Origin of the sequence: Pseudomonas sp. HLMP (assembly GCF_046365545.1) — a bacterium.
GTDB lineage: Bacteria > Pseudomonadota > Gammaproteobacteria > Pseudomonadales > Pseudomonadaceae > Aquipseudomonas > Aquipseudomonas guariconensis_B.
Window position 1 is genome coordinate 692290 of sequence record NZ_JBDLLR010000001.1, and the last position, 21117, is coordinate 713406.

The following is a 21117-nucleotide window of genomic DNA, read 5'->3' on the forward strand; positions in this document are numbered from 1 at the left end:
CTGTCGCTTGCCCCCTGCAATGGGCCTGGCAGCCTACGCTGTAGAGTGTGAACCCGCGATTCACGGAGCCTTCTCGATGACTTCTATCCTCCAACTGGAAAGTGCACGGCTGGTGCTGCGCCAATGGCAGGACGACGACCTGCGCGAGTTCGCCGCGCTGTGCGCCGACCCGCAGGTGATGCGCTACTTCCCGGCACCGATGACACGCCTGGAGACGGCCGCGTTGATCGGGCGGATCCGCGGTCATTTCAGCGAATACGGCTTTGGCCTGTGGGCCCTGGAGCGCAAGGACAGTGGCGCGTTCATCGGCATGACCGGCCTGCTCAACGTCGACTTCGACGCCCCCTTCACCCCTGCGGTGGAGATCAGTTGGCGCCTGGCGCGACGGCACTGGGGCCTGGGCTTCGCCAGCGAGGCGGCGTGGACTTGCCTGCGTTGTGCTTTCGCCCAGTTGCGCCTGGAGGAAGTGGTGTCGTTCACTACCGAGGGTAACCTGCCTTCGCAGAAGGTCATGCAAGCCATCGGCATGCTCCAGGACCCGCAGGGCAGTTTCGAACATCCCCGCCTGCCGGCTGGCCATCCCCTGCGGCGCCATGTGCTGTATCGCATCGACCGGGCGCATTGGGAGCGGACCCTGCATGGCTGAATGACAGGTCATGCGCGGAGCGGATGACAAACCCTGTATCATTTGCCCCCATAACAGCGTTGTAGCGCCGTGATGCCTTGCTAGGAGAATCCCCCCATGAGCCACGTATTGGACGACCTGGTCGACCTGTTGAGCCTCGAGCCCATCGAGGAGAACCTGTTCCGCGGACGCAGCCAGGACCTGGGCTTCCGCCAGCTGTACGGTGGGCAGGTGCTCGGCCAGTCGTTGTCGGCGGCCAGCCAGACGGTCGAGGAGGCTCGTCACGTGCATTCGCTGCACGGCTATTTCCTGCGTCCGGGTGACGCCAGCATGCCGGTGGTCTACTCGGTCGACCGCGTGCGCGACGGCGGCAGCTTCAGCACCCGGCGGGTGACGGCGATCCAGAAGGGCCAGACCATCTTCACCTGCAGCGCCTCGTTCCAGTACGACGAGGGCGGCTTCGAGCACCAGGTGCAGATGCCCGATGTGGTCGGCCCGGAGAACCTGCCCAGCGAAGTCGAACTGGCCCGCGCCATGGCCGACAAGCTGCCCGAGCGTATCCGTGACAAGGTGCTGTGCGCCAAGCCGATCGAGATCCGGCCGGTCACCGAGCGCGACCCGTTCGACCCCAAGCCGGGCGATCCGATCAAGTACGCCTGGTTCCGCGCCGATGGCAACCTGCCGGACCTGCCTGCCCTGCACAAGTACATGCTCGCCTATGCCTCGGACTTCGGCCTGCTGACCACCTCGCTGCTGCCCCACGGCAAGTCGGTATGGCGCAAGGACATGCAGATCGCCAGCCTCGACCATGCCCTGTGGTTCCACCACAACCTGCGTGCCGACGACTGGCTGCTCTACGCCACCGACAGCCCCTGGGCCGGCAATGCCCGTGGTTTCGCGCGTGGCAGTATCTTCAACCGCGCCGGCCAGTTGGTGGCCTCGTCGTGCCAGGAAGGTTTGATCCGCCATCGCCAGGACTGGGCATGAGCCTTCGCCGCATGCGCAACTGGGTGTTCGACATGGACGGCACCCTCACCGTGGCGGTGCATGATTTCGCCGCCATTCGCCAGGCGCTGAGCATCCCGCAGGAGCACGACATCCTCACCCACCTGGCGGCGTTGCCGGCCGAGGAGGCGGCGGCCAAGCATGCCTGGCTGCTGGAGCACGAGCGCGACCTGGCGATTGCCTCCAAACCAGCCAACGGCGCCGTGGAGCTGGTGCGCGAGCTGGCCGGGCGGGGTTGCCGCCTGGGTATCCTCACCCGCAATGCCCGCGAGTTGGCCCATGTCACCCTGGAGGCCATCGGCCTGGCCGACTGCTTCCCGGTGGAGCACATCCTCGGCCGCGACGAGGCCGCGCCCAAGCCCAGCCCCGATGGGCTGCTGAAGATCGCCCGGGCCTGGGGCGTGGCGCCGGGCGAGCTGGTGATGGTCGGTGACTACCGTTTCGACCTGGATTGCGGGAGAGCGGCGGGGGCGCATACGGTGTTGGTCAATCTGCCGGACAACCCCTGGCCGGAGCTGGCCGACTGGCATGCGGCGGACTGCTGGGCATTGCGGGCGTTGTTGGGCTGAGCGCTGGCCTGCATGGCGCTTGCAGACAAGCCAAGCACGACTTCTGGCGTGCCTGGACATGGCCTGTCGTGATCGAACACCTGCAAGACGTTCTCGAATAATTTCCCCCAGGCTCGCAGGGCTTAAATGAACCCCCGAATCCAGCTGGCGCGTCGCTCGGTGAAACCTGTAGAACGATCACAATAGAGCGTGAGCGACGTACCTACCCATTGTTTCCAAAGGAGTTTTCTTCGCTTACGCCTGCCCGTCCTTTCCTTGTGTCAGCAAAAAGAGAACAAGATCAATGAACACCGTGGGATCCGATGGTAGTAACCTTGCGCAAGGGTTCAAACCACGTCATGTAACGATGCTGTCCATCGCGGGCATCATCGGCGCCGGACTTTTCGTCGGCTCCGGGCACGCCATCGCGGCGGCCGGGCCAGCCACCATAATCTCTTACTTCGTGGCCGGGACCCTGGTGGTGCTGGTCATGCGCATGCTTGGCGAGATGGCCGTCGCCCATCCCGACACCGGGTCGTTCTCCACCTATGCCGACCAGGCCATCGGCCGCTGGGCCGGCTACACCATCGGTTGGCTGTACTGGTGGTTCTGGGTCTTGGTGATCCCCATTGAAGCGCTGGCTGCCGGGCATGTGCTCAACGCCTGGTTCCCCCAGGTCGACAGCTGGATCTTCGCCTTGCTCTCGGTCGTGCTGCTGGCTGCCACCAACCTGTTCAGCGTGGCCAAGTACGGTGAGTTCGAGTTCTGGTTCGCGATCCTCAAGGTCACGGCGATCCTGGGCTTCATCGGTCTGGGCTTCGCGGCTCTGCTGGGCTGGTTGCCCGACCGCGAGGTCAGTGGCCTGGGCAGCCTGATGGCGCAACATGGGGGCTTCGCGCCCAAAGGCGCGGCTGCAGTGATCGCAGCCTTCATCACGGTGATGTTCAGCTTCATCGGCACCGAGGCGGTGACCATCGCCGCCGCCGAATCCAGCGACCCGGCGCGCAACATCGCCAAGGCCACCCGTTCGGTGATCTGGCGCATCAGCACCTTCTACATCCTGTCGATCTTCGTGATCATTTCCGTGGTGCCGTGGAACGACCCGCAACTGGCGGTGGTGGGTTCCTACCAGCGTGCCCTGGAAATCATGAACATCCCCAACGCCGCGTTCATGGTCGACCTGGTCGTGCTGATCGCCGTCACCAGTTGCATGAACTCGTCGATCTACATCGCCTCGCGGATGATGTATTCCCTGGCCAAGCGCGGCGACGCCCCGGCCTTCCTCAACAAGACCTCCAAGGTCGGCGTGCCGCGCGCGGCCGTGTTCGGCAGCACGCTGATCGGTGCGGCCATCGCCATCCTCAACTACTTCGCGCCCAAGGGCGTGTTCGAGTTCCTGCTCGCCAGCTCCGGCGCCATCGCCTTGCTGGTGTACCTGGTCATCGCCATTTCCCAGTTGCGCATGCGTGCCCGCCTGGAGCGGGAGAATGCCGAACTGAAGTTCCGCATGTGGCTGTTCCCCTGGCTGACCTGGGCGGTGATCATCTTCATCTCCTGTGCCTTGGGCGTGATGATGTACACCGAGGAGCACCGGGCGGAGGTGAGCGCCACCCTGAGCCTGGCGATCGTGATTTCCTTCCTCGGGATCGTCACCTCCCGGGGGCATGGACGGGCGGCCGTGGGCGTGCGTTCGATGGGGTAAGCGGGTATCGGATGTAGTGCAAAAGGGCATCTGGAAACAGGTATTGCCGGTCGGCCATTTGGGGCCACTTCGCGCCCCATCGCCGGCAACCCAACCCCACAGAGTCCTTTGCAGGGCATCTGATCGGTGAGCGGCACTGGCACCCAGTGGGAGGCTGGTTTGTCCGCGAATAGGCCCGCTCTAAGACCACCGACGGATAGCTTGGCCTCGGATCCCACTGCATCAATCATGCATGAGCCATGGTCTCAGTTCCTTGAGGTTGGCCACTACAATCTGTTGCGCCTCGGGACTGGTCGCGACATTACGTGGGTCGATGTGATAGCGCGCCAAGACATACTTCACCAAGGCCCTGCGGCTCGGCACCACTAGCTTTCCCCCCGTCATACCGAAGTCGGTTTCGATGATTGTCTTCTGCGCTTCGCTCAATCGCCCATCGGGCTCGAGAATCACGGGAATTTCGATGTTCCAGTCTTCGTCCAACTCCCGTGTGTTCGGAGACTCATCGAGCAAATCCGGCTGCCCGCGCAAGCGACTGAGCACAAAGTCGCGGTACTGACCGTTCTTCTCACAATAAGCGCGCACATGCCAGCGTATGCCGGTGTAGACCAGTGTATGAGGGGCGATGAGACGGATTTCTACGTTCGGGGTATTGAGCGACACGTATTCGGTCTCCAGGCGCAGGCCTTCACGGCAGGCCTTGAGCAATGGGCGCAGAATCTCCGGTCGAATGGGCCGATCCGGGACTTCCAATACCTTGGTGTGGGCGTAGGCCAGCGCTAGCCCGTCAATGTGCGGAGCGCGCTCGTTGTTCTGATAGAGCAGATGCAAATAAGCGCTGGCGCTATCGTCGATGAACTTGGGTTTGAAGTGCTTGGTGGGTACATAACCCTTGAGTTGCTTGTCGTAGGCCAGGTTTTTCGGTGCATGCTCGGTGATGTAGGTGTTGATGTCCTTGGACGCCTGTTGCCGACTGATGCCGAAACTCTGGATCAGATGGCCCGTGGTCAAGCGCCCCTCCCACCAGACAACGGTCTCAATCAACCTATAGCGCAGCGCCAGGTCCCAGCGTACCTGCTCGATGGTTTGCTTGCGTTTCATTGCCTCTCCCGGTGTTCGGCTACCTAGGTGGTATCACTCTATAGCAAAGACCTGTCGTTACGAACGACATATCAATCGATTTTCAAGCATAGAAGCCTCACGCCTGCACTGACGACGAGACGTTACGCCCGCGTTCGCCGTGGTGAGCGCTATGTGTAAAGTTTCAAGTCATATTTTGCTTGAGGCTTTGTTCCAACCCTGCCTGTTCTGAGCGTCACTGAGGGTTTTAGGGTCCATTGCCAGACGGCTTGTCTGCCTGGGGCAAGCCCATAATCGAGTGGTGGCAAAAAGCTATTTTTTACTAGGGCCCTCGGCGTGCGACCCCGCCATTCCACATTCATTCATCTGCGTGATTTCTTTACCTGTATAAGTCTACATTGTAGACCTGTCGTAAAACTCTACATATATTTTTCCTGTCTTTTGGGCGCATTGGCTCACGGAAGGAAATGAACATGAGTATGACGGAAGCGGTTGCGACAGGTGCTTTAGGGGTGATGGGCGTCATCCTGCTGCTGTTGCTGCATCAGTGTTTCAGGTTGCACGAGCTCTGGAAGATGGCGCTTGCCTGCCAAAAGAACGCGCGCTGGGCGCGGATATGGGAAGCGGAGAACCGGGAGCTGCGCTCGGCATTGCGTGCGGAAAAAGCGCACATCGAGCAGTTGCAACGCAAGCTGGTGATTTTGCAGCAAATGATCCCGGCCAAGGGGTGAGGGAAGGGATATGAACAGACTTGAACGGATCAAGGGTTGCCTGTTGGGAGGCGCTGTCGGCGATGCGCTAGGCGCTCCGGTGGAGTTTCTCGATTGGTCGACAATCGAGGCCAGGTTCGGTCCGCAGGGAATCAGTGATTTTGCTCCAGCTTACGGTGTCACCGGCGCCATCACCGATGATACCCAGATGATGCTCTTCACCGCAGAAGGTTTGCTGCGCGCGTATGTACTTGGTAGTTCAGGCAAGCCCTGTCACGTCCCCAGTATTGTTCATCATGCACTGCTGCGCTGGCTGATGACGCAGGATCATCCGGCAACGATTCCGGTCAGCCGGGACGGGTGGTTGATCGAGCAACTGCCGCTTTGGTCCCGCCGCTCTCCCGGTTTCACCTGCCTTCAGGCACTCAAGGCCAGCGCGCGCTTGGGCGCCGTTGCCGAGAACAACAGCAAAGGCTGTGGTGCTCTGATGCGTGTTGCGCCATGCGCTTTCTTCGCGAACGCCTTTGACTATGCGGCTCAGTCAGGCCGGCTGACCCATGGGCATCCTACCGGCTACCTGGCGGCGGGGTTGTTCGCCGATATTCTCCAGCGCCTTGTCGATCAGGAAGATGGCCTGGAACACGCTATTACGCAAAGCCTGGCGAAGTATGGACATGTGCCCGGTATGGAAGAAACGCGAAACCTCGTTGAGCGCATGCTGTTCTTCTTTTACGAGGGCTATAAGCCCACTGCGCAAAGAATCAACCAGTTCGGTGGAGGTTGGGTGGCCGAGGAGGTGCTGGCGATCGGGTTGTGGTGTGCACTGGCGGCTTCCTCGTTCGAAGAGGGCGTGATCATGGCGGTGAATCACAGCGGCGACAGTGACAGTACCGGGCTAATCACAGGGCACTTGTTGGGTGCTCAGTATGGGGTTGCTGCGATTCCTGGCCGGTGGTTGGAGCAGTTGGAGTTGCGTGAGGTGATTGCGCAAGTCGCCGAGGATATCGAGCGCGTGCCGCGTGATTACTGTGGGTATGGTGGGGAGTTCGACCAAGAGATCGAGCAGGCCTATCCCGCTAGTTGAGAGGGCGGGGGATGCGCTCGGACACGTACTTAGGAGAGCAGCGATGCCGGTGAAGCCAAGGCCATTTACGTATGTATGCGACGAATGCGGGTGGAGGAAGACGGTTGCGCCGCGCAGTGATGCGTTGCAGCCAGGGGAGTGGTTGGATCGGTGTTCGAAATGTGGGGGGAGGGCGCTGACGATTCAGGCTGCGGGTTGGTTTGCAGGTACGAAGGCGGAGTTGCTGGCGCGATGGCGGTTGTGAGACGTGGTTAAGCGTTTCCTTTGGCCTATCCGTCGTTACGTATTTTTAACTAGAGAGGCTGAGAGATGAAAAATGTTTTTGCCGTCATTGGTTTCGTTGTGGTCGTCAAGAAGGGGTACGAGCTCTATCGCGAGTACAGCGAGATGAAGCGTGAGAAAGAGGCAAGAGACGCTGTATCGAAGCATGAGGCGGTTTAAGCCCGAGCGGCTATTTCGGTATGCATGGGGCTGCAGACCACCATGACGATACCCCAGGCGGTGGTCGCTATGCCCCCTGAGACGCAAGAGGGTTCCACTTTCGAGCGCATCTCTGCGCAAGAAAGCCCTGGTCGAGCCGATACAGCAAGTACTCGCGAAATGCTGGGGCTATCTGGTGCGAGTGAACTTGACACTGATAGTGGCAAAATGCAATTTACCAGGCTGAATTGGATCCAGCCGAGAACGAATAGGTCACGATATGAGTAAGGCTCAAGATTTCTCCAAGCTTTATGCTCGCGTAGCTAGCGACATTGCCACTGCGCTGGATGATGTCTCCAGGCTGGATGTGAGCAATGACAAGGGCAATGCTCACCTGGCCAGCGTCAAGGAAAAACTCGGCAAAATGAAGTCGCGCTTTGACGGTGAGATTTCCTACCTGGAAAAGCATGCCGAATGGGACAATTTCACCATTGCCTTCTTCGGTGAAACCAATGCAGGCAAGAGCACCATCATTGAGAGCCTGCGGATCCTCTTCGAAGAGAAGAAACGTCAGGCCCTGATTCAGCGCAATCAGGCGACCGCCAGCGATATTCAGGCGGTGTTCTCAAGCAAAAGCGACGAGCTTATTGAAGAACTCAGCACTCGCTATGTGAATTTCTGTGAGGACATCGCGGCGCTGGGCGACGATATCGGCGCATTGGTCAACCAGACCCAGCGTGATCTGCAGAGTACCCGCCAGCAGCTCGAACACACCCAGCAGGATTATGCCTACTGCAAAGAGCGACTGAACCTTGCCGTGAGCGATCTCGACAGCACTCGCCAGGCACTGCAGGGCAGCGAAGCACGACTGGCGGAAAGCCAGAAAGATCTCACTCAGACGCAGGGCGAACTGCAGCAGGTTGGGTTGCAGCTACAGGGTGTGCGAAGCGACTTCCAGCGCAGTCAGCAACAACTGACAGAACAGGGCGCGCAGCTGCAGGCCGCCCAAGCGCAATTGAGCGAATGCCAGCGTCAGGGCGAAGTAACCCGCATCACGCTGGAGCAGCAGGCAAAGATGAAACTGATGTTCGGATTGGTAGGAGGCGTGGTGATCGGCGTCATCGCGGGGGCACTGGGCTATGCGCAACTGCTGTGAGTCCAGACATTGATGGCCTTGCACTGACCTTCTTTTCGTAGAATCCGGACCCTTCCATGCACGAACAACACTCCTTGAGCGAGTTGGTCAGCGACAGGCTGCCAACCCTGCTGAAACAACAGAAAGAACTCGAACGTCTGCAACGTTGTGCAGGCCAGGTCGATGGTGAGATCGTCGGCACCGGCCAGGCAGACTTCACCCAGGACAACGTGATTTATCAGTTCAGCCATCAGGGCAAGAACTTTCAGCTGATCGACGTACCCGGCATCGAAGGTAACGAGTCGAAGTACGAAGCAATGGTGCAGGCGGCTATCGCCAAGGCCCACCTGGTGTTCTATGTAAACGGTACCAATAAGAAACCAGAGTCTGAGACAGCCCAGAAGATCAAGCAGTACCTCAACCGTGATGCCAAGGTGTATGCCATCTGCAATTTGCGCGGCAAGGCGGACTCCTACGAGTTCGAAACCGATCGCGAATCGCTCGAGCGCACTCATAAAGATGCCGTTGCGACTCGCGAGCAAACCCGCGAGGTGCTGGAGGATATTCTCGGCGCCGAACTGGTCGTTGGTTGCCAAAGCCTGCAAGGGCTGCTCGGTTTTACGGGAGTGGCGTTCGACGAGCGTGGGCTGACCAGTATTCATCCTAGCCGCACCGATCTGCTCAAATCACAACGAGCCTATAAGCAAGACTTTGGCAGCCAACAGGCAATGCGCAGCTTTAGCCAGTTGGATCAGCTGCATCAGGTCATCGGCAACGGCTGCGCCAACTTTGAAGTCGACATCGTCGAAAGCAACAAACGCAAAGTGCTGCGCCTGCTGCAAGACACCGTGAACGATCTGCAGAAGCAGCGGGGCGAGCACCAGGTGTTCTCCGACAAGATTGGTGCGGAGATTCTGGAGTGTCAGGACGTCATCCGAAAAAGCTTCCAAGACCTCAAGAGCAGCTTCAGCTCCAAGCGCGGCAGTGCACTGGATCGTTTTTTCAATGAACTGACCTCGGCGGCGCGTGAGGCTGTCGAAGTGCATTTCAGCGACAAGGATGATGTGGAGCGAGTGATTCAGCAGCACGTCAGCGAGGGGCAGCAGCGCCTATCTGAAAGGCTGGAGCAAATCCAAGAACAGTTGCTCGAAGATCTTTCTCAGGCCATTGAGCGGGCACTCAAACGCTTGCAGGAAAACGCAGAGCGGGTGAGTTTCCAGCAGCGTTTGAGTGAGGCAGCGAGCAATTCTCTTTCGCTCTCCAGTGCCATGGACGCTATCAGTTTCAACTTCTCCGATGTGGGCAGCTTCTTACTGAGTGTCGGTGGCTATGCCCTGAGTGGTTTCGGCATTGGTACGGTTTTCCCAGGAATCGGCAACATCGTTGGAGCGATTGTGGGTGGCTTGTTTGGCCTGGTTGCCGCTGGCTTGAGTTACTTCTTCGGAGGCCGTGGCAAGAAAATCGCTGAGGCGCAGGAGCAAGTGGCCAAGGCTATCAAGGCCGAGCGTGAAAACGTAACGAGGACATTCAATCGCGATACCGAAGCGATGCTGGTGAAGATCAAGGAGCAGATCGAAGGCTCTGTGTTGAATCAGTTGACGGACGAGCGCCGCAAGATGGCCGACGTCACCGCCTTGTTCGATGAAAAAATTGCCTCTCTTCAGGCTCTGAAAAACCAAGTGGAAGCCAAACCCTATGGAACAATTTAAGCAGTTTGACGCCAGCAAGACCGAGGTCATCAAGTCGCTCGACAACCTCCAGAAACTGGTGGGTGCGCTTGAAGCACTAGGGCTGGACGTTTCCCAGGACATCGACAAGATCAAGAAAGCCATTGGCGATGTGCAGTCCGATGTCTTGCGTATCGCCCTGCTGGGTGCATTTTCCGACGGCAAGACCAGCGTAGTTGCCGGATGGCTTGGCCAAGTCATGAAGGACATGAAGATCGATACCAACGAGTCTTCGGATGCGCTAGCGATTTACCGTCCAGACAACCTTCAGGATCGCTGCGAAATCGTCGATACCCCTGGCCTGTTCGGAGACAAGGAAAAGACTGCTGAGAACGGCGCCCTGGTGCAGTACGGCGATATCACCAAGAACTACATTTCCGAGGCGCACCTGATTTTCTACGTGGTCGACGCTACCAACCCACTCAAGGAGAGCCATCAGGACATCGTTCGCTGGGTTCTGCGCGATCTCAACAAATTGAGCTCGACCATTTTCGTCATCAACAAGATGGATGAAGTGGCCGACCTACGTGATACCGAAGAGTTCGAGCAGCAGAGCACCATCAAGAAGAACAACCTGCTGGATAAACTGCAGCGTTTTGTTGACCTCACTGCAGCCGAGCGCGAAGCGATCAACGTCGTCTGCGTCGCCTCCAACCCTAATAGCCGTGGATTGGAGTTCTGGCTCGAACAAAAGGACCTGTATGACCAGCGCTCGCGTATCAGCGAGCTCAAGCAGGTCACGCAACACGTGCTCGATGGCAGTGGTCGTGAAACCCTGATCAAGAAGACCGGCATCGATGTCGTGCGTGATGTATTAGGCAAGAAAATCGCTGTGGCTCAGGACGAACTGATCAAGTTCAAGCTGTTGGCCGATAACCAGCGACGTGATTCAGCGCGCATGCAGGAAGACATTGCTGAGGGCAAGCGAAAAGTCCTGGCGACCGTCGGCAACCTGTATGAGGAACTGAACAACCTCGAGACCGACTTGCTCAACAGCATTCGCACGTTGCCGCGTGACCAGGTTCACGCTTTCCTCGAAGCGCAGATTGGCTTCTCGAATAACGACATCGGTGAAAAACTGCGCTTTCGTATCGACCACTTGTTCAGCACCGCCTTCAACCAGTCTTCAAGCATCATGAGCGGCATCAGCGCCAAGATCGAGCATCAACTCGACAGCGCCTCAGACTTTGCCGACAGTATCACCGCATCGGCGCTGTCGGCCTCGAGCCGAGCGTTGACCGCAGTGTCGAAGATCCCCGTCGAAAGCATCAAGAACGGTGTGTTTCTGGCCCGAGAGACCCTGAAAAACCTCACCGGTTACGTATACAAGTTCAAGCCTTGGGAGGCGACCAAGCTGGCCGCCAATATTAGCCGTTGGGCCGGACCAATCGGCGCGGGTATTCAGGTGTTGACCGATGTCATCAGCGTCGCCCAGCAGCAGCGCGCGGAGGCTGAGCTCAAGCAGTTGCAGAATGACTTGGCCGAAGTGGTCAAAAGCCACTTTGCCGAGCCGATGACGTTGCTCAAGGATCACGACAAGGTGATGGATATCTTTGCGCCGCAGATCAAGGCGTTTGAGAAGATCTTGGTCGAGCAGGAAGCAAGCCTCGACAACCTGCGCAACCGGCAAGCACAACTGGAGGAGCTGGAGGCCCATTTGAGCCAAGCGTTTGGTTCGCAGGGGGTGATCGAAGGTGAATATAAGGTGATTTGATCCAGTGGGTTTGGCCAGCGGTAGGGCTGGCTTCTCACAGATTCTAGTGTGGTATTTCTGAAACACCACACTAGCACCCGATGAGCTGGAATACCCGAATGGCTGGAACTCAAAAACTCTCAAAAGACCGCAAAGGCGCTGGAGGCCGCGTATTTACTGGATCGCAGGCACAAAAAAGACGTCCGTGGACGTCTTTGATTGATCATTTGGTGGGCCGGGGTAATTTGAAACCGGTCGGTATCTATCTGTTTTGGCTAGTAAATAATTTTTTGGTCAACTTGCTTGGAATACCAGATGGAACGCTGCGTGGTCTGGATTCCGATGGACGGTGCTTTTTGAGAACCGCCCCCAAAAACGAATCGGGGCCGAATCTATAAAGCAAATGGTCATCCTGTTGATCGTTGCCCCTGCGCTTGCCGGTACAGGGGCTCCTAGCAAACGATACCGTCAATGATTGCCGTGTTGGCTAAGCCGACTCTCGAAGTATTGCGCCGTCTCTTTGTCGGTGCAGTACAGGTAGCAACCCTTCATCCCCCGTGTCATCAGGGTTCGGTACGTATTTTTGATGATCAGGTCTGTTTCACTTTTCGCGAGGGTAGGTTGCTCTTTCATCATTTTTTTCCAGCCGCGAATCGATTTATCGTGCTTGTCGCGCTCATCTGGGGATGTCACTACCTGACCGTCACGTACGACCAGATCTGGTCCGATAATTACCCCGATGTAGTCGACTTCCAAACCTTGGCAGGTATGAATGCAGCCAACCTGCTCGATGGAGTTTTCAGCGATGATCCATAGGCTGCCATCCTGATCCAGGTTCCATTGGCGTTTGTAGTCACCAATCACGATATCAGCAGCGGTGGGGTCTTTCTTGCTCAACCAAGGCCAGCAATAGCCCGCGACCACACGAGCTTTGTTCCCGTGGTTTTTCTCGTTGATTGCGTCATGCATCGCCTGAGGTGAGTCGAACACCTTAAACTCGTACTCTTCGGTCTCAAGCGTCGGATTTGCCGTCGAGCGAATGCCTAGCGTGTCATCCAACCATGCCAGGTAACCGTCAGAACCACTGCAGCGAAACTGCGAAGACAGCACGTGTTCTTCAACCACAGCACCCTTGGCTTTCGCAAAGGCGCGAATCGCCTGCTTGCTGCCGATATCGCTCAAGGTTACACGCTGGTCCTCATCAATGAAGAAAATGGAGCATTTCGCTGAGTCAATCAGCTCCTTGATCTGGTTCTCCCCAAGGTTTCCATAAAGCCCGCTTTTCTCATTCAGTCGGTGAGCTTCGTCCACGATGAGCGCATCGAATGTGTTGGGCTCAGTGTCGATGAATGCCCCAGAGCCTGAAAAGAAATTCGAGAAATGGCTGCGCTTGATGGTGCCAACCAGTTTGCTTTCGTAGACCTTGCGAGGGGCGGCATTCTTGGAGACGTATTTGCTCATCAGCTTCAATTCGGTGAGCTTCACCAGCAGATTGATAGCCAGAACAGTTTTTCCGGTGCCCGGTCCACCTTCGATGATCATCACCTTGGGTGCTTGGTCCGAAGCCTCGCTTGCCGCCGCCAGCGCCGACTCAAAAATGGCTTTCTGATCGTCAATCAACACGAACTCTGGTTTGCCTTTCATCAACCCGCCGAGGGCTTCGGCTAGCGCCTTGGACGGGCGGATTTTTCCTTCGGACAGCTCGTACAGCACCTCTTTGTTGTCGCCATGGCTTATATGCTTTTTCAGAAAACTTCTGAGTTTACTGAGCTCTTCCGGGCCTTTCAGAAACAGCGGAGCCTTGCTGATGTGGGGCTCATAGTGGGCTGAATCTATGACACCGTCGCTGACGTAGTTATGGAGGTAGGCGCACGGACGGATTTCGATGCTTTTGTCATACACCGCCTCGTTGAAGCCTTCCAGCAGCGCTGCATAGGACCATACCTGATAGGACGGGTGAATGGTCTCAATGAGGCCGCCACCCAATGCCGTTTTGACGATTGCGTCTTTGGTTGTGGCGTTGGCCTTGCTCCATTGCTTCAGCTCGATCAGTACGGCCTTTTTTGCCTGGTTTTCGTCGCGACCGGTGAGTAGAAAGTCGATTCGCTTCGACGACTGCGGAATGTGCAATTCGATGGCCAGGCCTGCATCGCTCGGGAGGCCCTCATCTCTAAGGACCTTGGCCATGTACGTCAGAGACCCTTGCCACGACCTGATTTCCGAGGAGCCAACGTTCTTGCCGGTAGCTTCCTTGTAATGCCTGAGGATTACCTCCTCAATGTCATCGTTATCGTTGTCTTTAAGAAATTGCTGTTTGGTCGCAGCGTAAACGATCACGGTTTGTCCTTAGGTGCGTGTTGGTCAGAGTCGGTCGTACTTTTTGCTGGTGCTTCTGGCTTTATCCACGGGGTACTTCTGGCCATTCGAGGCGAGTTTCCGTGCCACCGCCTCGTTGAGGTCAATGCCCAATATGCTGCTCAGGCGTACCAGGTACATCAGTACGTCCGCCAGTTCATCCTTGACGGCTTGGCCGATTTCGGGATCTGTTGCGGCGGAGATCGAATCGGCATCGCTCATCCATTGGAAAATCTCGCAAAGCTCGCCTACCTCGCCAGTGAGGGCCAGTATGAGATTCTTGGGGGAGTGGAACTGCTGCCAGTCGCGATCATCTGCGAACCGTTGGAGGGATGCGGCAAGCTTCACTACGTCAACCAGTGGCGCGGATGAGCTGTCTGAGTCACTCACGGGGTTATCTCTCGGGCTTCGGTGATGAAAATGTGTAGGAAATCTCATTTTGGATTGTAAGAGTTTTTACTCTGCTCGCAGATTTTTTTGTGTGTTTTTCTCACCTGTAGCTGCCGGTCGGATTGCTAGCCGTTGGCTGTCCAGATTGAGCGTGCCAGTGTTTAGTGCGTGCAAGATATGTGGCGCTCCAGTTATGTTGGTCGACAACAAACGACCCAAGCTTCTGATGATGCTCAGGTCGGTTTGGCTCTAGGATGTTCCTCAGCGTCCCAGTCGAGCCATTGCAAATACGCCTTGAGGTGCCATAGGCTGCTTTCTTAAATCGATGCTACTGACGCTGGAGAAATAAGATCGAATTACAAGGGTTGGGCGGGGCTTTCCAGCGTGGAGAGCCGACCTGTTGGACCCTCCGACGAAATGATCTGCTCACATCGCTAGGAAGTTTCTTGAGATAGGTGGGGGTTCTTAAGGGCTACATGTCATGACTCAGAAATTTCGCCCAAGGGTAGAGGGGGATGGTGGACGGTATTATGGATCTAAATTCTCATGCGAATGCTGGGCTTACATGTGGCTAGTCCGTGGTGAGATAATTGATTCGCTAAGAATGTTTGTGCTTATAAGAGGTTTCTGAATTTGATGAAATACATCCTACTGTTCGTCGCTGCTGGGTCGACATTGTGGCAGCTGACTTTTCGCTACCATTCCTGGTGGGAGTTTTTTCTGCTGTCCGCTATTTCTGTTTCGTGGATTCTAAGTGTTATATACGCCTATGATTGCATTCAAGCTTTTGCTGGTCGAAGCTCCCCCTATTACCGGGAGTTTTATGGCGAATTGAAAAAAGATTTCTGCATAGCCCTGCTTGGTGGGGTGTCTCTGACATTCATCGTAAATATGTCCACGGCTGACTATACATTTTCAAGTATTGACATAGCTTTTGCTGGCTTCCCATTTTTGTTGTTGAGTGTGTACGACAGCTTCGCATTGCTAAAACGAAAGGTCGTCGGCGCCAGACTGCCTAAACAACTGACGTACTCGTTGATTGGGATCCAGTTTTTTATAGTAGGTGTATTTAACTATTATTTGATAAAAATCAATTCAGGTGCATTCGTGCCCGCAGAATCTCTGTGGATTCAAGTAACACTGTTGTTGACCGCTCTGTGCCTCTGCATAGGTTCACATCAGATGGTTTTCATCCTCACAAAGCAGAAGATGGAAGTTTCCCCTGCGATGTTAAGATTGTTTGATAGCATTGAAATGAGTAAGGGGATTTATAAGCAGGCTGGTGAAGTGGCAGAGCGCTGGAATAAGATTGTATTTGACAAGAAGTTAGAGTTGCGTAAGAAAAAAAATAAAAAGCGCAAGCGCTGAGTCGGCCAGATGTCGTAGGGTTGCATTACATATCTGAGTGCTCCGTTTTAAGAAAAGTAAATGAAGGGTGTGCGGATAGTCTCTATGCCGCGAAAGGCACGTTGAATCGATAGTGGCCAGTCGTACCGGACGCTGTCGACCCATTGCTATCATTCGGGGCAACAGCTATCGGCCACAACTAGCCCTGGACATCCGAGGACGATGAACTACTGATGGCCTCTATCGTTCTTACAACACCACTCTCGATGAGCGCGGACTGCATCCAATGAAATTCCTGGAGCGCCACCAGTTGTAGCCCTGATTCTCTTTCCCGCCAAAGAGCTATATTCAGAGTTTAGAAGGCTCGATTTGAGCTGCAGGGTGAAATGGTCGCAAAGATAGATTAGGCCTTTGTCCCATAATGTATGTAGATCACTACGTAATAGTAGGCCATTGCTAATGTTGTTAGTTTCTGGTCCTAAGTATGGGGTGATATGTGCTGCCTCCAATACCTGTGTAACTGTGCAGTCAGTTATAGCGCAACGTCCTTCATAAGCGGTTAGTAACCCACTTCGAAATGCTCCCTGCCCCTGGCGTTCAGTGATCTCCCTCAATATACGTTTACGGCTATCTTCTATTCCAGCCGGAGAATAGGGGGGCGAGTCATCCAGTTTTTGATTTGTTCTGATGAGGGCTTCTGTCAATGTGGTGCTCTCGAGAGTGAACACCTTATTCTCCCAGGCGACAACCTTCGCCAGACCTAGCAGCCGATACCTTGTAACATTGGGCTTCTTCGAAAGTTGTACCAGGACTGCCACCGGCACCCCATCATCCATGCACTTCTTCAGACCTTGATTAGTGAACAGGGAAGTAGCATCGCCGCGCTTGCTTTCTTCCTGAGCGTAAGAGTACCGCCAACTACCGTCATCTTGATATTCAGGGGCTCGATCGCTATAAGGGCTGTCTAGCCTCTGGCTAATGGAGAGAGCGTAGTCGAGCCCCTCCGGTTTGAAAATCCCTTTGGCCGAAATTGCGACGGTGCTAGGTGCTTTCTGAAGTTGATTCCAAGTTAGTTCTTGCCCTGCATATTGCTCAAACCAAGAAAGTAGCTCATAGTGGCTTGATGGTCCGCTTTTCTTTAGGGTTTTATGATTCGAAGTTGTGGTGGCCGTGTTACTAAGCCGTTCAGTATCGAACGACGGGTACAGAACACTCAAGAGTCCAAGCAGGGAATTTTCAGTTTCTAAAGTTACAGGTAAGCCATAGTGGATTGGCTTGATGCCTCCATTTAAATGCTTTGGAAAGACGTTCATGTTGCTGTGATGCACATAGTCTGCCCCAGGAACTACCCCTTGAATAATACGAAGCTCTGAGATTCGATTCATCCAGGATGGGTCAATTACTAGTGCAGATTTCCCCGAGAGGTTCTTCATGTTTACGAACAAAAACTCACCGTCATTATGACGCCAAATATATTTTTTGTTGTTATGGCTGACAAGGGAGAAACCTATGCTTTCAAGGAGCATATTGATCTGTATGGGCTTCAGTGTCATGTCCAGTCAGTACTTAGTTGGTGGTATAAGTTGTAGTTCCGCCAGCACGTCAGGGTAGGTTTACCGTTGGAGCTGGGACGTCGCCTTAATGAATGTCGCAATCGGCTACATTGGGCGCCATGCTGTTTTACCCACTGCAAACGATGTCCATATCACACCCTATCGTTTCCTTGAGATATGCCACAGCCGCAGCCAGCACGAGGCTTTGATCAGCAGTACGACTACCAGCAGATAGACCCGGCTGAACAATCAGAATTTCGGCTTCAATGGGTTTGAAGCGTGCTGTCTTGATCAAGTCATTGAGCCTCAACCCATTTCCAGCAAGGTAGCGCGTTTGACGGTGCAGGGAGCGCAGCCGGTCCTCACGTCTTTGTATGTGCTTACCAAGTTCAGAGAAGCGCCATTTCCATTTGGCCGACCTGACTGCTTGGGAGCAGACCTCCACGACATCCTTCACGCGTTCGCCAGGCGTGTCTCCTCCGGCATATTTGCAGTGGATCAGCGCAAGTCGTATGCGATTATCTTCCTCCTTGAGACAGACAAGATCCGCGGCTTCACCGGCGCCGTCGTCGTCGAAAACGATGTCAAAATCACCCTGAATGAAGTGCTGCGCGGCTTTCCACTGAATAGAGTCAGCACGTGCAATGCCGTCTTTCCAGTAGGATTCTTTTGTGATGTCGACGCCTGCCCAGTCCCAAGCCTCGAAGCGCTCTTCTCCGATTTCAAGATGCCTGGGGTCTTTAGGCTCGATCAGCATGTTACCGTCCAGCTCACTCAGGTCGACGAACCGTACCAACGGTGGGTATGAACTCAGATATTGGCTGAGCGCCCTTGTCGCTTTCCCGATGGTAAGTTCGACTGCCTCACCGCTTGTCTGTGCGACGACGAAGCCGGTCTCTCCGCCAACCGTTAAGGTGAAATCTGCGAACTGGCCGGTCTCGTCACAGCTCAGGGCAAACCTCATACTGTTATCTCGCACATCAAGGTATTTCAGATCGACGAACGTGATAGGAAGGCCGTTTGGAAAGGCCCGAGTTGTTAGCACGACCCGGTCTTCTGCAATACTCATGATTTCAGCCGGCCACTCGACAGCAAGCACATTCCTGTCGCTTGGAAACGCCGTCACTTCCTTGGGAATCAGGACGTTTGCAATGATGTCATCGACAACGATACTGTCATCGAGAAGTTTGGCGCCAGCCGCAGTGCACCAGTGAACGAACTCCGGTATGGAGCCTTGCTCTCGCGACCAGACCCTTCCTTTATACGAGCAGCCAACAGAAACGCGCTCTCCATTTTCCCATCCGGTACCACTGACATTGTTCTTAACGGAGCCGCTACGCTCGGCCACACCGAGTGCTACCGCAACGTCGGCGCCTGTGTACATGGCGTAGCTCAGATTACGTCGACCGTGTTTCTTGACGCCCATGTTCTGAAACACCAAGCGGTTTATATGGCCGAGTATTCGAAACATCTGTTCGCCATGGATAAGGTCTGCTTGCCCGGTGACTTCTTCCGCTAGCTCTGGGAACAAAGAACTATGATCAGTTGAAGACAGGAATAGCAGTTCAAGCTCCGGATTGTGGTGGAGGACGAAGAGTGTCCACTCACGGTCGAGAACGCCTTTGGTATTAGTCCAGCGAACCCTGCCTTCGGCGCGAGTGACGAAGTAAAGTGTACGCATTTCTCGGTTGAGCCAGACCCCCTCAATGTGAAGTTGTTGGGAAAGCCCGTGGTGGAACCGCTCGGGAAAAAACTGTTGAGCTCTGTAAGCGGCAGTGCTGAAAACTGGGCGGAGTAATTGAGGTGACAGAGAAATTTTCGAGTCGCCTTCCTCATCCAGACGTTCGGACGCTTGCAGGAACTCGATCAACTCCCTGTGCTCCCGGACAGCATTAGAACTCAGCTCGCTCAGTACCTGATTCCAGTCGGCGTCTTCGCTGTATAGGCGCTCCAGTGAGTGGGCAACATCTTGATCGCCAATGTTGGCCACCACCGTCGCCTCGCCAATGCTCCTTCCTGCCACGCGTGTGAACCGCCCGATAAACTGGAGCGTGATAGCCAAACTCCGATGACTGTCATGGAGCGCAGCCACTTTCAGCTCGGGCAGATCAAACCCCTCGCCCAGCATGTCGACGCAGATCACGACCCGGGACACCCCTGAGCGCAGATCGGCTAGCTTAGCTTCAGTATCGTTGATCTTTGAATGAATCAGGATTGGTTGAAACTCAGGCGCGAGGTGTCGGTAAAGACGTTCTACGTAGGTTGCACGGACAATACTGCTGCATCGGGCTAAGAGCAGGTGATTAAGCCCCGCGTTCAAGTCACGTCGTAGCGTAGCCAGGGCTGTCACGGCGATCGCTTGGTCGGCTTGGGTGCCACCACTCGGCTGGTGAACAGGCTCGAAATGTATTGGCTTGAAATATCCGTCACGCTGCGCGGCGGCAAGTGAGTAGTTGAAAATCACTTTCCCGTCGACGAGTTCACCGTCTCTGCGAAAAGGCGTCGCAGTAAACTGCAAAATGGGCAGCGAGTGAAACGCTGATCTTAGCCCGCTCCAGGTTTTGGCGGGGACATGATGGGCTTCATCCAGTATCAGTGATTTGCACCGTTGAGCCATCTCAGCAGCGAGCGGGCTACCAGCTTCGAATGCCAGGGAACTAATGGTGGAAACCACCACATTGCATTGGGTGAAGATGTCCAAATCTGCCAGCGTCTTGGGTTTGGATGTGATCAGCCCGACTACTGGATTTTCCACTTCGTTTGGCAGCACCCCCAGAGCGCGCAGCAGTCCCAGGCTCTGAAACTTGTTCGCAGTCTGTTGGCGTAGAAGATCCCAAGGAACGACCACAAGTGTGGGCGAATGGCCGTACGCCGTCAGCGTAGCCAGCATCGTTTCAGTCTTGCCGGTGCCGGTGGGCATCACAATCGTTGCAGGCTGTGTATTGAGGCTCCAGTGAGCCCCGATGGCAAAGAGAGCGCCTAACTGGGGCGGTCGCAATCCCTCCTGTCCTGTTGGGACTTGCCCATTGGCGTCACGTTGTTCCGCTCGATATGACAGTTGATTTTGCCAGCTCCGCGCCGCATCGCGGGCTACATCGGCCCACCCATATTCGAGGACTCGGGCTTTGAGATCGATAAGGAGGCGATGAGTCCTCCAGACGACTTTGTCCTCTCGCAGATGAATGATCCCATCCACTCCGTCGGGCAAAGTGACATTGGGCCGGTTGGTGAGTAGGACGCGGCTACCACACTCAAGCAGCCACAAGCGTTCTCTGATGCGGGGCGACACGTTCACCAAGGTCTCATTGATGACTCGGGTCGTGATAGCTGGCTGTAGCTGATGTCGGATCTTTCCTACAGAGCAGCGTTGCTCGTAAACCACTGGTGGGAGCACAACCATCAGAATCCTCCTTGAATTACCCATTGCTGGGCACTGCTTGGGAGGAGGATTATAAACTGGATGGCCTAATGATGGCGCAGGTATCGCGCATTCCTGCGAATGGCTCACTATTGTAGTGATCACCAATTATATGTCCGGGAATTGGTGACAACTAAAACTCCGACCTGCGCTCGCCCCAGATTTTGAGGCGCTTTCTCTGCAAGCACGAGGCTTGGCCTAGGCTGAAATCCTGACGCTAGTACTGGTACGCGAATGCTAGGATCAACGACTGAATAAAAACTGCAAAAGTTGACCTGAATGTCCCATTTCCACATAAGGAAGAGGTTAAGGCTCTCTACGTTCGCTG

The 21117-nt window shown here is 55.4% G+C and carries 16 protein-coding genes; 11 read left to right on the forward strand and 5 right to left on the reverse strand.

Features of this window, described 5'->3' with window-relative positions; genetic code table 11:
• Positions 1-76: 76 nt before the first annotated feature.
• From ABFA30_RS03405 to ABFA30_RS03420, 4 genes are all read left to right on the forward strand, one after another.
• Positions 77-646, forward strand: a complete 570-nt coding sequence (locus ABFA30_RS03405; protein ID WP_225790724.1) for a GNAT family N-acetyltransferase — start codon at positions 77-79, stop codon at positions 644-646.
• 96 nt (positions 647-742) lie between these two features.
• Entirely contained in the window at positions 743-1612 is an 870-nt protein-coding gene (gene tesB / locus ABFA30_RS03410) for an acyl-CoA thioesterase II (RefSeq protein WP_225790725.1), read from the forward strand.
• On the forward strand, positions 1609-2199 hold the full coding sequence (locus tag ABFA30_RS03415) for an HAD family hydrolase (RefSeq protein ID WP_225790726.1): 591 nt from the start codon (positions 1609-1611) through the stop codon (positions 2197-2199). Before tesB ends, ABFA30_RS03415 begins: the two co-directional genes overlap by 4 nt.
• Positions 2200-2482: 283 nt before the next feature.
• Positions 2483-3880, forward strand: coding sequence for an amino acid permease (locus tag ABFA30_RS03420; RefSeq protein WP_410045149.1), 1398 nt, complete (start codon positions 2483-2485; stop codon positions 3878-3880).
• Positions 3881-4102: 222 nt separating this feature from the next.
• Here ABFA30_RS03420 and ABFA30_RS03425 read toward each other — a convergent pair whose 3' ends face one another.
• Positions 4103-4978 carry a WYL domain-containing protein gene (locus ABFA30_RS03425; RefSeq protein ID WP_225790728.1) on the reverse strand — a complete coding sequence of 292 codons (876 nt, stop codon included), beginning with the start codon at positions 4976-4978 and terminating at the stop codon, positions 4103-4105.
• 452 nt (positions 4979-5430) lie between these two features.
• Here ABFA30_RS03425 and ABFA30_RS03430 point away from each other — a divergent pair, with 452 nt between their 5' ends.
• The 6 genes from ABFA30_RS03430 to ABFA30_RS03455 all read left to right on the forward strand — a co-directional run bounded on the left by ABFA30_RS03430 (position 5431) and on the right by ABFA30_RS03455 (position 12124).
• The gene (locus ABFA30_RS03430) at positions 5431-5688 is read left to right on the forward strand and encodes a hypothetical protein (protein ID WP_253081516.1); all 258 of its coding nucleotides are present in this window, start codon (positions 5431-5433) and stop codon (positions 5686-5688) included.
• Between the two features lie 10 nt (positions 5689-5698).
• Positions 5699-6751: an ADP-ribosylglycohydrolase family protein gene (locus tag ABFA30_RS03435; RefSeq protein WP_410045150.1), complete on the forward strand. Its 1053-nt coding sequence runs from the start codon at positions 5699-5701 to the stop codon at positions 6749-6751.
• A gap of 700 nt (positions 6752-7451) precedes the next feature.
• The gene (locus ABFA30_RS03440; protein ID WP_253081514.1) at positions 7452-8327 is read left to right on the forward strand and encodes a hypothetical protein; all 876 of its coding nucleotides are present in this window, start codon (positions 7452-7454) and stop codon (positions 8325-8327) included.
• A 56-nt stretch (positions 8328-8383) separates the two neighbouring features.
• Positions 8384-10015: a dynamin family protein gene (locus ABFA30_RS03445; protein ID WP_410045151.1), complete on the forward strand. Its 1632-nt coding sequence runs from the start codon at positions 8384-8386 to the stop codon at positions 10013-10015.
• Positions 10002-11747, forward strand: coding sequence for a LeoA/HP0731 family dynamin-like GTPase (locus ABFA30_RS03450; RefSeq protein ID WP_253081512.1), 1746 nt, complete (start codon positions 10002-10004; stop codon positions 11745-11747). Before ABFA30_RS03445 ends, ABFA30_RS03450 begins: the two co-directional genes overlap by 14 nt.
• Positions 11748-11845: 98 nt before the next feature.
• On the forward strand, positions 11846-12124 hold the full coding sequence (locus ABFA30_RS03455) for a hypothetical protein (RefSeq protein ID WP_410045152.1): 279 nt from the start codon (positions 11846-11848) through the stop codon (positions 12122-12124).
• 70 nt (positions 12125-12194) lie between these two features.
• Here the strand turns inward: ABFA30_RS03455 and ABFA30_RS03460 are convergent, their stop codons facing one another.
• Both ABFA30_RS03460 and ABFA30_RS03465 read right to left on the reverse strand, forming a co-directional pair.
• Positions 12195-14063 carry a DNA/RNA helicase domain-containing protein gene (locus tag ABFA30_RS03460; RefSeq protein WP_410045153.1) on the reverse strand — a complete coding sequence of 623 codons (1869 nt, stop codon included), beginning with the start codon at positions 14061-14063 and terminating at the stop codon, positions 12195-12197.
• 24 nt (positions 14064-14087) lie between these two features.
• Positions 14088-14471 carry a nucleotide pyrophosphohydrolase gene (locus tag ABFA30_RS03465; protein ID WP_410045154.1) on the reverse strand — a complete coding sequence of 128 codons (384 nt, stop codon included), beginning with the start codon at positions 14469-14471 and terminating at the stop codon, positions 14088-14090.
• A 636-nt stretch (positions 14472-15107) separates the two neighbouring features.
• Between ABFA30_RS03465 and ABFA30_RS03470 the strand changes: the two genes are divergently transcribed.
• Positions 15108-15839 carry a hypothetical protein gene (locus tag ABFA30_RS03470; protein ID WP_410045155.1) on the forward strand — a complete coding sequence of 244 codons (732 nt, stop codon included), beginning with the start codon at positions 15108-15110 and terminating at the stop codon, positions 15837-15839.
• Between the two features lie 206 nt (positions 15840-16045).
• On the opposite strand, the gene ABFA30_RS03475 is transcribed toward ABFA30_RS03470, so the two are convergent.
• Both ABFA30_RS03475 and ABFA30_RS03480 read right to left on the reverse strand, forming a co-directional pair.
• The gene (locus tag ABFA30_RS03475) at positions 16046-17371 is read right to left on the reverse strand and encodes a DUF2002 family protein (protein WP_410045156.1); all 1326 of its coding nucleotides are present in this window, start codon (positions 17369-17371) and stop codon (positions 16046-16048) included.
• A 127-nt stretch (positions 17372-17498) separates the two neighbouring features.
• Positions 17499-20666 (reverse strand): DEAD/DEAH box helicase, encoded by a 3168-nt coding sequence (locus ABFA30_RS03480; RefSeq protein ID WP_410045157.1) that lies wholly within the window; start codon positions 20664-20666, stop codon positions 17499-17501.
• Between the last annotated feature and the right edge of the window lie 451 nt (positions 20667-21117).